Annotated in this window: 11 protein-coding genes and 1 pseudogene; 5 read left to right on the forward strand and 7 right to left on the reverse strand. The window is 67.9% G+C overall.

Annotation, left to right across the window (positions count from 1 at the left end; all coding sequences use genetic code 11):
• Positions 1-51 precede the first annotated feature (51 nt).
• The 5 genes and pseudogenes from eno to AC5Y5B_RS04955 all read left to right on the forward strand — a co-directional run bounded on the left by eno (position 52) and on the right by AC5Y5B_RS04955 (position 3,944).
• Entirely contained in the window at positions 52-1,341 is a 1,290-nt protein-coding gene (gene eno / locus AC5Y5B_RS04935; protein WP_112631939.1) for a phosphopyruvate hydratase, read from the forward strand.
• A 20-nt stretch (positions 1,342-1,361) separates the two neighbouring features.
• On the forward strand, positions 1,362-2,072 hold the full coding sequence (locus AC5Y5B_RS04940) for an FtsB family cell division protein (RefSeq protein WP_112631940.1): 711 nt from the start codon (positions 1,362-1,364) through the stop codon (positions 2,070-2,072).
• The gene (locus AC5Y5B_RS04945; RefSeq protein ID WP_112631941.1) at positions 2,065-2,553 is read left to right on the forward strand and encodes a DUF501 domain-containing protein; all 489 of its coding nucleotides are present in this window, start codon (positions 2,065-2,067) and stop codon (positions 2,551-2,553) included. Before AC5Y5B_RS04940 ends, AC5Y5B_RS04945 begins: the two co-directional genes overlap by 8 nt.
• A complete protein-coding gene (locus tag AC5Y5B_RS04950) occupies positions 2,547-3,503 on the forward strand; it encodes a Ppx/GppA phosphatase family protein (RefSeq protein WP_112631942.1) in 957 nt (318 codons plus the stop codon). The genes AC5Y5B_RS04945 and AC5Y5B_RS04950 overlap by 7 nt, the downstream gene beginning before the upstream one ends.
• Before the next feature lie 101 nt (positions 3,504-3,604).
• A pseudogene (locus AC5Y5B_RS04955) lies at positions 3,605-3,944 on the forward strand (hypothetical protein).
• 15 nt (positions 3,945-3,959) lie between these two features.
• Here the strand turns inward: AC5Y5B_RS04955 and AC5Y5B_RS04960 are convergent.
• Genes AC5Y5B_RS04960 through AC5Y5B_RS04990 form a run of 7 tightly spaced genes read right to left on the reverse strand, consistent with a single transcriptional unit; the run spans position 3,960 to position 12,144 of the window.
• Positions 3,960-4,640 (reverse strand): response regulator, encoded by a 681-nt coding sequence (locus tag AC5Y5B_RS04960; protein ID WP_500004120.1) that lies wholly within the window; start codon positions 4,638-4,640, stop codon positions 3,960-3,962.
• Positions 4,637-7,213 carry an ATP-binding protein gene (locus tag AC5Y5B_RS04965; protein WP_112631945.1) on the reverse strand — a complete coding sequence of 859 codons (2,577 nt, stop codon included), beginning with the start codon at positions 7,211-7,213 and terminating at the stop codon, positions 4,637-4,639. Before AC5Y5B_RS04965 ends, AC5Y5B_RS04960 begins: the two co-directional genes overlap by 4 nt.
• A 12-nt stretch (positions 7,214-7,225) precedes the next feature.
• Positions 7,226-8,149 carry a potassium-transporting ATPase subunit C gene (locus AC5Y5B_RS04970; protein WP_500004122.1) on the reverse strand — a complete coding sequence of 308 codons (924 nt, stop codon included), beginning with the start codon at positions 8,147-8,149 and terminating at the stop codon, positions 7,226-7,228.
• 1 nt (position 8,150) lies between these two features.
• Positions 8,151-10,304 (reverse strand): potassium-transporting ATPase subunit KdpB, encoded by a 2,154-nt coding sequence (gene kdpB / locus AC5Y5B_RS04975; RefSeq protein WP_500004124.1) that lies wholly within the window; start codon positions 10,302-10,304, stop codon positions 8,151-8,153.
• Positions 10,304-11,974 (reverse strand): potassium-transporting ATPase subunit KdpA, encoded by a 1,671-nt coding sequence (gene kdpA / locus AC5Y5B_RS04980; protein WP_500004126.1) that lies wholly within the window; start codon positions 11,972-11,974, stop codon positions 10,304-10,306. The genes kdpB and kdpA overlap by 1 nt, the downstream gene beginning before the upstream one ends.
• Positions 11,975-12,064: a potassium-transporting ATPase subunit F gene (locus tag AC5Y5B_RS04985; protein ID WP_066871739.1), complete on the reverse strand. Its 90-nt coding sequence runs from the start codon at positions 12,062-12,064 to the stop codon at positions 11,975-11,977. It lies immediately after the preceding gene.
• Entirely contained in the window at positions 12,061-12,144 is an 84-nt protein-coding gene (locus tag AC5Y5B_RS04990) for a potassium ABC transporter ATPase (protein ID WP_112631949.1), read from the reverse strand. Before AC5Y5B_RS04990 ends, AC5Y5B_RS04985 begins: the two co-directional genes overlap by 4 nt.
• Between the last annotated feature and the right edge of the window lie 110 nt (positions 12,145-12,254).

Below are 12,254 nucleotides of genomic sequence, written 5' to 3' on the forward strand. Positions count from 1 at the left end.
GTATCGCTGACCGGCGAAAGCACGCACCGGCTAGGACGCAAGGAGAACTCAGTGCCGATTATCGAGCAGGTCGGGGCCCGCGAGATCCTCGATTCCCGCGGTAACCCGACAGTCGAGGTCGAGATTGCCCTGATCGACGGAACGTTCGCCCGCGCGGCGGTGCCCTCCGGGGCGTCGACGGGCGAACACGAGGCCGTCGAGCTGCGCGACGGCGGCGAGCGTTACGGCGGCAAGGGCGTGCAGAAGGCGGTGCAGGCCGTGCTGGACGAGATCGGCCCGGCGGTGATCGGCCTGAACGCCGACGATCAGCGGTTAGTGGACCAGGCGCTGCTGGATCTGGACGGCACCCCCGACAAGTCGAGGCTGGGCGGCAACGCGATCCTGGGTGTATCGCTGGCCGTGGCCAAGGCCGCCGCCGATTCCGCCGAGCTGCCGCTGTTCCGCTACCTGGGCGGCCCGAACGCCCACATCCTGCCGGTGCCGATGATGAACATCCTCAATGGCGGCGCGCACGCCGACACCGCCGTCGACATCCAGGAGTTCATGGTCGCGCCGATCGGTGCGCCCAGCTTCGCCGAGGCGCTGCGCTGGGGCGCCGAGGTGTACCACGCGCTCAAGGCGGTGCTGAAGAAGGAGGGCTTGAGCACGGGCCTGGGCGACGAGGGCGGTTTCGCCCCCGACGTGGCGGGCACCACCGCGGCCCTGGACCTGATCAGCCGGGCCATCGAGACGGTCGGTTTCAAGCTCGGTTCCGACGTGGCGCTGGCCCTCGACGCGGCCGCCACCGAATTCTTCACCGAGGGGACCGGCTACAAGTTCGAGGGCAGCACGCGCACCGCGGCGCAGATGGCGGACTTCTACGCCGGTCTGTTGGGCTCGTATCCGTTGGTATCCATCGAAGACCCTCTGTCGGAAGATGATTGGGACGGCTGGGCGACCTTGACCGCGTCGATCGGTGACCGGGTGCAGCTGGTCGGCGACGACATCTTCGTCACCAATCCCGAACGCCTGGAAGAGGGCATCGACAAGGGCGTGGCAAATGCCTTGCTGGTCAAGGTGAATCAGATCGGGACGCTGACCGAGACACTGGACGCCGTCGCGCTCGCCCACCACAGCGGCTATCGCACGATGATGAGCCATCGCAGCGGCGAGACCGAGGACACCACCATCGCCGACCTGGCGGTGGCCGTGGGCAGCGGGCAGATCAAGACCGGTGCGCCGGCCCGCAGCGAGCGTGTCGCCAAGTACAACCAGCTGCTGCGGATCGAGGAGGCGCTCGGTGACGCCGCCCGCTACGCCGGCGACCTGGCCTTCCCGCGGTATGCCGTGGAGGCGAAATAGCTTGACGCGCAACGGTTGACATGGCTGACGCGAAACGGCCCGACTCCAAACGGCGCTCCCCGGCATCGCGCCCGGGGAAGGCCGGTGACTCGGTTCGGCGCCGTCGCTCGGCCAAGCCGTCCTCCAAGCCGTCGTCGCGGACGTCGCCCACGGCGAATCCGGCAGGCCGCGCCACCGCGCGCACGCAGCAAGAGCATGTCGTCGAGCCCATCACGCGCCAGGCGGCCGAATCGGTCGAGCAGCGCTCCGAGCAACGGCTGGGGTTCACCGCGCGCCGGGCGGCGGTGCTGGCCGCGGTGATCTGCGTGCTGACGTTGACCATCGCCGGACCGGTGCGCACCTACTTCGCCCAGCGCACCGAGATGAACCAGCTGGCCGCCACCGAGGCGGCGCTGCGGCGTCAGGTCGCGGATCTCGAGCAGCGCAAGGCCAAGCTCGGCGACCCGGCCTACATCGCGGCGCAGGCCCGCGAGCGGCTCGGCTTCGTCAAGCCCGGCGACATCCCGTTCCAGGTGCAGCTTCCGCCGTCGGCGGCCGAGCCGGTGCAGCCGGGATCCCCCTCGGCGAAACCGGCCAACACCGACCCCTGGTACACGTCGCTGTGGCATACCATCGCCGACGCCCCGCACCTGCCGCCGGCCAATCCGCCTGCGCCCCAAGCCCCGCCGCCGGTCGAACCGGGAGCGCCCGGTCCGGTGCCCGCACCGAATCCCGCGGGTCCCGGTGGTTGATCGTGGCGACCTGGAAGCGGTGGCGCGCCAACTCGGCCGCGAGCCGCGCGGGGTGCTCGAGATCGCCTACCGTTGTCCCAATGGCGAACCCGGCGTGGTGAAAACGGCACCGAAACTGCCCGACGGCACGCCCTTTCCGACGTTGTACTACCTGACCCATCCGGCGCTGACGGCCGCGGCCAGCAGGCTGGAGACGACGGGGCTGATGCGCGAAATGACCGAGCGGCTGGGCAGGGACCCTGACTTGGCGGCCGCCTACCGGCGCGCCCACGAGTCGTATCTGGCCGAACGGGACGCGATCGAATCGCTGGGCACCACGTTCTCCGGCGGCGGGATGCCCGACCGGGTCAAGTGCCTGCACGTGCTGATCGCCCATTCGCTGGCCAAGGGGCCCGGCGTGAACCCGTTCGGCGACGAGGCGCTGGCGATCCTGGCCGGCGAGCCGGCGATGGCCGGGGTTCTGGAGGCGGATCGATGGTGAACGGCAGACTCGCGGGAATCGACTGCGGTACCAACTCAATTCGCTTGCTGATCGCCGACCTGGACGATGGCAGGCTGCGCGATGTGCACCGCGAGACGCGGATCGTGCGGCTGGGTCAGGGTGTCGACGCCACCGGTGAGTTCGCGGTGGACGCGATAGCGCGCACCCGTGCGGCGCTCACCGACTACGCGGCCTTACTGAAACGGCATGGGGCGCAACGGGTGCGGATGGTAGCCACCTCGGCCGCCCGCGACGTCGCCAACCGCGACGCCTTCTTCGCGATGACGGCCGACGTGCTGGGCGCGGTGCTGCCCGGAGCGGTGGCGGAGGTCATCACCGGCGCCGAGGAGGCGTCGCTGTCGTTCCGCGGCGCCGTCGGCGAGTTGGACAGCGCGGCGGGTCCTTTCGTCGTCGTCGATCTGGGCGGCGGCTCCACCGAAATCGTCACCGGCGGTGGCGCCGAAGACGGAGTGACGGCCAGCTATTCGGCCGACATCGGCTGCGTCCGGCTGACCGAACGCTGCCTGCATTCGGACCCCCCGACGCCCGAGGAAGTCGCGGCGGCGCGCCAGGTGGTACGCGAGCGGCTCGAGGTCGCGCTGGGTGAGGTGCCCGTCGAGGGGGCGAAGACCTGGGTCGGGCTGGCCGGGACGATGACCACGCTGTCGGCGCTGGCCCACAACATGACAACATATGACTCTGCGGCCATTCATCTTTCGCGAGTTGCCGGCGCCGACCTGGTGGCGGTGTGCGAACGACTGATCGGCATGACGCGGGCGCAGCGCGCTGCGCTGGGCCCGATGCATGAGGGCCGCGCCGACGTGATCGGCGGGGGCGCCATCGTGGTCGAGGAGTTGGCGCGCGAGCTGCGCGCCCGTGCGGCCATCGACGAGCTGACCGTCAGCGAGCACGACATCCTGGACGGCATCGTGTTGTCCATCGCCGAATAAGCCACATAGGTCACACCAGTCTCTGGAAAAGTGGGCACCGCTTGTGCCCGCCTCGCAGCGACAACTTCGCCGGTGTCAGACGGGTGTGCCACCCTGCGGGAATGAACCTTCAAGGGACCGAGCTTCGCTACGTGCTCACGATGCACCTTGCTCACCATGGACGGGCCACTATCGCCGAGATGATGGAGTCGCTTAAGAGGCAGGGCTTTTGCATCCCGGGCAGGGCATCAAAAGTGATCTCGGATGCTTTGCGCTGGGAGGTCGGCCGCGACAGGGCCCGTCGGCTGGGTCGAGCTGTGTACGGTCCGGGGTACATCCCGCGCAGTACCGAGCACCGAATACACCAACGCGTGCTGGCGTTGCGGGCGACGGCAAAGTTGTCGCTGTGAGGCGGGCATAAGGTCGAGTGCCTCCCCGCGGAGGCGGATGGTGCGCATGTGACCAAGCTGCCGAACGTCAGGCCTCGAACCGATACCCCATGCCCGACTCGGTCAGCAGGTGCTTGGGATGTGACGGGTCGTCCTCGAGTTTGCGGCGCAGCTGCGCGAGATACACTCGGAGATAATGTGTTTCGGTGGCATACGCCGGACCCCACACCTCCTTCAGGAGCTCCTCGCGGCCGACCAACTTGCCTCGGTTGCGGACGAGCACCTCCAGCATGCCCCACTCGGTGGGGGTGAGGTGAACCTCGCTGCCGTTCTTGGTGACTTTCTTGGCGACCAGGTCGACGGTGAACGACTCGGTCTCGATGACGGGTTGTTCCAGTTCGGAGGCCGCGGTGTTGCGCCGCACCGCCGCACGCAGCCGCGCCAGGAACTCGTCCATGCCAAAGGGTTTCGTCACGTAGTCGTCGGCGCCGGCGTCCAGCGCCTCGACCTTGTCCGACGAATCGGTGCGCGCCGACAGCACGATCACCGGCGCGGTGAGCCAGCCGCGCAGGCCGGCCAGCACGTCGATCCCGGAGATGTCGGGCAGGCCGAGGTCGAGGATCACCACGTCGGGCTTGTGTTCGGCGGCTGCCCGCAACGCGCCGGTGCCGCTGGATGCGGTGATCACCTCATAACCCCGCACGGACAGGTTGATGCGCAGCGCGCGCAGGATCTGCGGTTCGTCATCGATCACCAAAACGCGAGTCACAGCGCGCCTATCGGTTGCGGCGCGGCCATATCCACGATCACGGTCAGCCCGCCTCCCGGGGTATCGGTGGCCGTAATGGTCCCGCCCATCGCCTCGACGAAGCCCCGCGCCACCGACATCCCCAGGCCGACGCCGATGGTGTTGTCGTTATCGCCGAGCCGCTGAAACGCTTCGAAGATCTGTTCTTCGGCCCCGTGCGGAATTCCGGGGCCCTCGTCGATGACGTTGATCAGCACGCGATCGCCCACCTGCCCGGCGTTGACCCGCACCACACAGTTGGGCGCGTAGCGCAGCGCGTTGTCAATCAGGTTGGCCAGCACCCGTTCCAGCAGCCCGGCGTCGGCCATCACCATGGCATCGGCGACGTCGACCTTGACCCGGTCGATGGCGGACCGGAAGAAACCCGTGGCGCCCTTGCCGATACTGACCAGGGCCCGCTGCACCGTCTCCTCCAGATACACCCGGCGCAGGTCCGGGTGGATCACCCCGGCGGCCAAACGCGATGAGTCAAGCAGGTTTCCGACCAGGGCGGTCAGCTGGTCGATCGACTCCTCGATGGTGGCCAGCAATTCGGCCGTGTCGGTGGGGGAGAAGGCGACGTCCTCGGCGCGCAGGCTGGAGACGGCGACCTTGGCCGCCGCCAGCGGCGTCCGCAGGTCGTGGCTGACCGCCGACAACAGGGAGCGCCGCAGTTCGTCGGCCCGCACGATCGCCTCGGCACGGCTGGCTTCCTCGGCGAGCTCACGCTGCCTGATCAAACCCGCGGCCTGCCTGGCCACCGCGCTGAGCACCCGCCGGTCGCGCGCGGACAGCTTCCTGCCCGCCAGCAGCATCCAGAACTCGTCATCGCCGACCTCGATGGCGGTGTCGGCGGAATCGATTGTCACACAAGGCTCGCGGCCCACGCACGCGACCACCTCGGTCTTCTTGCCGCCGGCGCGCAATGTGTCGTCGGTCTCGCGCAGCATGCTGACCGTCCGCTGGGCGTAGGTCTCGCGCACCCGCTCGAGCAGCGTTTCCAGGTCCGCCCCGCGCAGTACCGAACCGGCGAACAGGGTCAGCAGCTCGGCCTCCTGCGAAGCGCGCCGGGCCTCCCGGGTGCGTTGGGTCGCGCCATCGACCAGCACCGCGACCGCGACCGCGATCAGCAGCAGCACCAGTTCGGTAACCGCGGCGTCGGGTTCGGCGATGGTGAATGTATGCCGGGGCGCTGTCAAGAAGTAGTTCAGCAACAGGCTGGACGTCACCGCCGAGACCGCCGCCGGGGCAACGCCTCCCAGCAGACCGACCAGCAGCACCCCCACGAAGAACAGCGCGCTGTCTCCACTGGTGCCCAAGTACGGGTCAAGCACCGTCACGATGACGGCGCAGATGACCGACGGCACGATCAGCGCCGCCAGCCATGAGGCGACCCGCCGCTCGCGGGGTGCCAGCGAGGACGCGCGGAAGCCGCGTTTGGATTCCTCGTGGGTGACCAGGTGCACGTCGATCTTCCCCGATAGTTCGACGATCCGCGGGCCGATTCCCTCCTCGAACAGCCGCGCCCAGCGCGACCGTCGCGAGGTGCCGATCACCAGCTGCGTGGCGTTCATCTCGCGGGCGAATTCGAGCAGGGCCGTGGGGACCTCGTCGCCGACCACGGTGTGCATCGACGCGTCCAGGCTGCTGGCCAGTTCCCTGATCTTGGCCATCCGCGACTCCGACAGACCGGCCAGGCCGTCACCGCGGATGACGTGCACCACCATCAACTCGGCGGTCGACTTCGAGGCGATCCGGGAAGCGCGTCGTACCAGAGTTTCGGACTCGGGACCACCGGTGACCGCGACGACGACCCGTTCGCGGGCCTCCCACATGTCGGTGATCTTGTTCTCGGCCCGGTATTTGGCCAGCGCGGTGTCGACCTGGTCGGCGAGCCACAGCAGCGCCAATTCCCTTAGCGCGGTGAGGTTTCCACGGCGGAAGTAGTTGGACAGCGCGGCATCGATGCGGTCGGGGGCGTAGACATTGCCGTGGGATAACCTGCGCCGCAACGCTTCCGGCGTGATGTCGATGAGCTCGACCTGCGAGGCCTGGCGCACGATGAAGTCCGGTATGGTCTCCTTTTGCTCGATGCCGGTGATCTGCGCGACGACGTCGTTGAGGCTTTCCAGGTGCTGGACGTTGACCGTGGAGATCACGGTGATCCCGGCGTCCAGCAGTTCCTCGACGTCCTGCCATCGCTTGGGGTTCTTGCTGCCCGGCGTATTGGTGTGGGCGAGCTCGTCGACCAGCACAACCTGGGGGTGCCGGGCCAAAACGGCCGGCACGTCGAGTTCGGGGAAGCTACCGCCGCGATATTCGACCTGGCGCGGCGGAATCACCTCGATGCCCTCAAGCAGCTCAGCGGTTTTCGTCCGTCCGTGGGTCTCCACCACGCCCGCCACCACATCGGTGCCGCGTTCCAGCCGCCGATGCGCTTCGCCCAGCATCGAGTACGTCTTGCCCACGCCCGGAGCCGCGCCGAGGTAGATGCGTAGCTCCCCGCGCTTGGGATGGTGGTCGCGGAGGCCAACGTCGCTCACGTCAACCATCATCCCCCTTCGGCGCTAGCTCGTGACCGGATACCGGTGGTCGAGTTGCAGATTTAGTTGCAGCACATTGACGCGCGGTTCACCGAAGAACCCGAGCCCGCGCCCGTTCCGGTTCTGCGCGACCACTTCACGGATCTGATCTGGGCTGACATGGCGAACTTTGGCCACCCGCGCCACCTGGAGCTCCGCGTAGGCGGGCGAGATGTTCGGATCCAGGCCGCTGGCGCTGGCGGTCACCGCGTCGGCGGGTACCGCCGGGACGGCCGGTGCGGCGCCGCGCACCGGCACGATCTGCCCGATCGAATAGTCCTCGCCGTACTTGGCGCATTCGACGCGCACACCCTGGTAGATGGTGAGGAACGGGGCGGCCGTCGTCCCGCAGGGCTCGTTGACGCTGACCACCCGGGTCGCGTGGATGACGTTGCCCCGCGGGTCCCGCGGCCCGATCACCGAGAGCACCGCGCCCACGCCGCCGCCCGTGCAGAACGGACGCGACCCGTCGACGCCCTCCAGCTTCCCGACCGAGGCGCTGCGCGAGCACACCGTCGTCAGCAGGCTCGGTTTGAAGCCCGCGTCCGAAGCGGACTTTCCGGCCGCGAGTTGCGCCGGGTCGGCGGGAGTGTCGACGATGCTTTCCGGCCCCAGGTTGCTGCCGCCCGACGACATGGGGTCATACCCGTTGCCGGCCGCCGACGGGCGGCTCTGGAAGTACTGCGGCAGCGGGTTGCCGCCGGGGTCGGCGAACGATTGGCCGATCAGTCTGCTGCCTACCGGCTTTCCGTCGGCGGTGAGAATCGACCCCTCAGCCTGGTCGCGCAACCCGGGGAACTGCGCGATCACCCAGATGAACAGGGGATAGGCCACGCCGGTGATCACCGTGAGCACCAGCAGTGTGCGCAATGCCGCCCAGTGCAGGCGGACGAAATTCGAGAACGTCATGTCAGGACATCCCTGGGATGAATTGGACGATCAGGTCGATCGCCTTGATTCCGACGAACGGGGCGACGATGCCCCCGAGGCCATAGACATACAGGTTGCGGCTCAACAGCTTTGACGCGCTGCTCGGCGTGTACCGCACGCCACGCAGCGACAGCGGGATCAGCAGCACAATGATGATCGCGTTGAAGATGACCGCGGACAGGATCGCCGATTGCGGACTGTGCAGCCGCATCACGTTGAGCAGATCCAGGCCGGGAAACAGCGCGACGAACATCGCCGGGATGATCGCGAAGTACTTCGCGATGTCGTTGGCGATCGAGAAGGTGGTCAGCGCGCCCCGCGTGATCAGCAGCTGCTTGCCGATCTCGACGATCTCGATGAGTTTGGTGGGATCGGAATCCAGATCTACCATGTTGCCGGCCTCTTTGGCGGCCGACGTGCCGGTGTTCATCGCCACACCGACGTCGGCTTGAGCCAGCGCGGGCGCGTCGTTGGTGCCGTCGCCCGTCATCGCGACCAGCTTGCCGCCCTCCTGCTCGCGCTTGATCAGGTCGAGCTTGTCCTCGGGCGTGGCCTCGGCCAAGAAGTCGTCCACGCCCGCCTCGTCGGCGATTGCCTTGGCGGTCAACGGGTTATCGCCGGTGATCATCACCGTGCGGATGCCCATCCGCCGCATCTCGTCGAACCGCTCGCGCATGCCCTGCTTGACGACGTCCTTGAGGTGGATGACCCCGAGTACCGCCGCATCGCCGTCGCGGCTTTCCCCGACGACCAGCGGTGTGCCGCCCCCGGCGGAGATGCCGTCCACGGCCTGACCGAGCTGCGGGGGTACCTTGCCGCCCTGCGCGCGCACCCATTCCGCGACCGAGCTCGCCGCGCCCTTGCGCAGCAGGTGGCCGTCGAGGTCGACACCCGACATCCGGGTGGTGGCCGAGAACGTCACCCACTGGGCCTGGGACAGCTCGCCCGGTGTGCGCGCACGCAGCCCGAAGTGCTGCTTGGCGAACACGACAACCGAACGGCCCTCGGGTGTTTCGTCGGCAAGACTGGACAGCTGCGCGGCATCGGCCAGCTGCTCGGCGGAGACGCCGTCCAGCGGAATGAAGGCGGCGGCCTGCCGGTTACCCAGCGTGATGGTGCCCGTCTTGTCCAGGAGCAGGGTGTTGACGTCGCCCGCGGCTTCCACCGCCCGCCCGGACATGGCGAGCACGTTGCGCTGCACCAGCCGGTCCATGCCTGCGATGCCGATGGCCGACAGCAGCGCGCCGATCGTCGTCGGGATCAGGCACACCAGCAACGACACCATCACGATGCCGGTGACGCCACTTGCGTTGAGGGCCTGGCCATCCGGGACACCGGGGTTGTTCGCCTTGGAGTAGATCGCCAATGGCTGCAGGGTCGCGACGGCGAAGACGAAGATGATGGTCAGCGCGGCCAGCAGGATGTTCAGCGCGATCTCGTTGGGTGTCTTCTGCCGGTTGGCGCCCTCGACGAGCGCGATCATCCGGTCGATGAAGCTCTCCCCGGGCTTCTGGGTGATCCGCACGACGATGCGGTCGCTGAGCACGGTGGTGCCGCCGGTGACCGCCGACCGGTCACCGCCGGACTCGCGGATCACCGGGGCCGACTCGCCCGTGATGGCCGATTCATCCACCGACGCAATGCCTTCCACCACGTCACCGTCGCCCGGGATCGCCTGGCCCGCCTCGACCACGACGACGTCACCCTGCTGCAATTGCGGCGCGGCGACCGCTTCCTCCACCGCGGCGGCGCCGGGCGCCCAGTCCTTCAGGCGGCGGGCCAAGGTCTGGGTCTTGGCGCGGCGCAGCGTCTCGGCCTGGGCCTTGCCGCGGCCTTCGGCCACCGCTTCGGCCAGGTTGGCGAACAGCACCGTCAGCCATAGCCAGGTCACGGTCAGCCAGGCGAACCACGTCGGCTCGATGATCGCCAACGCCGTGCTCCACGCGGCGCCGATTTCCACGATGAGCATCACCGGGTTGCGCCACAGGGTGCGCGGGTCGAGCTTGCGCAGCGCGTCCGGGGTGGACTTCCACAGCATCTTCGGGTCGAGCAGGCCGCCCTGCACCCGTTTTCTGCCGGTCGGCGCCGCAGGGTTGGCCTGACGCTCGGTCGGGTCGATCGCGGTCGCGGTCATCAGTGGATTCCTTCGGCGAGCGGCCCGAGCGCGAGCATGGGCAAGAACGTGAGGGCTACGACAATCAACGTGACGCCGGCGACCATGCCCACGAACTGCGGCCGGTGGGTGGGCAGGGTGCCCGCGGAGTCTGGTGTGCTGCCCTGCCGGGCCAGCGAGCCCGCCAACGCCAGGACGAGCACGATGGGCAGAAACCGGCCGAACGCCATGGCCAGGCCGAGAGCCGTGTTGTACCAGTCGGTGTTGACGCTCAGGCCCGCGAAGGCCGACCCGTTGTTGTTGGCCGCCGAGGTGAACGCGTAGAGGACCTCGGAGAGCCCGTGCGGTCCGCCGTTGAGCATGCCGGCCCGTTCGCCCGGCAGCGCCATCGCGATCGCGGTGCCGGTCAGCACGATCAGCGGGGTGACCAGGAAATAGCTTGCGGCAAGCTTGATCTCGCGAGGGTTGATCTTCTTGCCGAGGTACTCCGGCGTGCGCCCGACCATCAGCCCGGCGACGAAGACGGTGATCACCGCCAGCATCAGGATGCCGTACAGGCCGGACCCGGTGCCGCCGGGGGCGACCTCGCCCAGCTGCATGTTGAACATCGCGATCATGCCGCCGAGGCTGGTGAGGGAGTCGTGGGTGGAGTCGACGGCGCCGGTGGAGGTCAGCGTGGTCGCTGCGGCGAACACCCCGGAATCGGTGACGCCGAAGCGCTGCTCGATCCCCTCCATCGACGCGCCGATCGAGGTCGGCACCGTGCCGTGGTGCTGCGCCTGGAACCACAGCATGAACGCCGTGCTGGTGGTGTAGAGCGTCGCCATCACGGCCGCAATCGCGAAGCCCTGCTTGGTGTTACCGACCATGCGCCCGAAGGTGCGTGGCAGCGAGAAGCCGATCACGAGGATCAGGAAGATCTCCAGCCAGTTGGTCCATACCGTCGGGTTCTCGAACGGATGCGCGGAGTTCGCGTTGTAGAAGCCGCCGCCGTTGGTGCCGAGCTCCTTGATGACCTCCTGGCTGGCCACCGGGCCGCCGGTGATGGTCTGCTGGGTCCCGTTGAGGGTGGTGATCACCTGGTCGTGCAGGTGGAAGTTCTGGATCGCCCCGCCGGCCACCAGCAGGATCGCGCTGAGGACGGCGATAGGCAGCAGGATGCGCAGCGTTCCGCGGACCAGGTCCACCCAGAAGTTGCCCAGCTCGCCGGTGCGTCGGCGGGCAAAGCCGCGGACCAGCGCGACGGCCACCGCCATCCCGACAGCGGCCGACACGAAGTTCTGCACCGCCAGGCCGGCCATCTGCACCAGATGGCCCTGGGTGGACTCACCGGAGTAGGCCTGCCAGTTGGTGTTGCTGACGAAGCTGACCGCGGTGTTCCACGCCAGCGACGGGGTCATCTTCGTCGCCGGATCGTGTAGATGCAACGGCAACTTGTCCTGCACGAGTTGAAATCCGAACAGGAACAGGATGCTGACCGACGAGAACGCCAACACGCTTCGGGCGTACGCCCCCCAGGTCTGCTCCGCGCGCGCGTCGACACCGATCATTCGGTAGATCACCCGCTCGACGTGGAGATCTTTTTCCGAGGTGTACGCGCGAAACATGTAGTCGCCGAACGGCACGTGCACGACCACGACCGCGCCGACGAGAACGACGAAGAAAAGGACCCCGGCCGTTGTCGTGTTCACTTAGAACCTCTCCGGGAACAGCAGCGCACCCCCGAGGTAGAGCGCAATGAGGATGGAAAGCACTAGACCGACGGCGTTTTGGTAGTTCACAGCCGCTCGACCAACTTCTGGGCCACGCCGAGTGCGGCGAACACCGCCACAGTCAGCACCACATACACCACCGCGCCCATCTGTTCTCCGTCCCGTGCATGCATACGAAAGACCTCGACGAGCACCCACCACCCAAGGTCAGCTCGAAATTAGCGCCGGTGTCATCAGCCGGGGCGTTCGATTGACGGTT

The sequence above is a fragment of the Mycobacterium sp. NGS33 genome, assembly GCF_059812885.1.

Coding starts and splice junctions, on each gene's coding strand:
- AC5Y5B_RS04940 (WP_112631940.1), top strand. CDS start 1,362: ATGGCTGACGCGAAACGGCCCGACTCCAAACGGCGCTCCCCGGCATCG.
- AC5Y5B_RS04950 (WP_112631942.1), top strand. CDS start 2,547: ATGGTGAACGGCAGACTCGCGGGAATCGACTGCGGTACCAACTCAATT.
- AC5Y5B_RS04965 (WP_112631945.1), bottom strand. CDS start 7,213: ATGATGGTTGACGTGAGCGACGTTGGCCTCCGCGACCACCATCCCAAG.
- AC5Y5B_RS04970 (WP_500004122.1), bottom strand. CDS start 8,149: ATGACGTTCTCGAATTTCGTCCGCCTGCACTGGGCGGCATTGCGCACA.
- kdpB (WP_500004124.1), bottom strand. CDS start 10,304: ATGACCGCGACCGCGATCGACCCGACCGAGCGTCAGGCCAACCCTGCG.
- AC5Y5B_RS04990 (WP_112631949.1), bottom strand. CDS start 12,144: ATGGGCGCGGTGGTGTATGTGGTGCTGACTGTGGCGGTGTTCGCCGCA.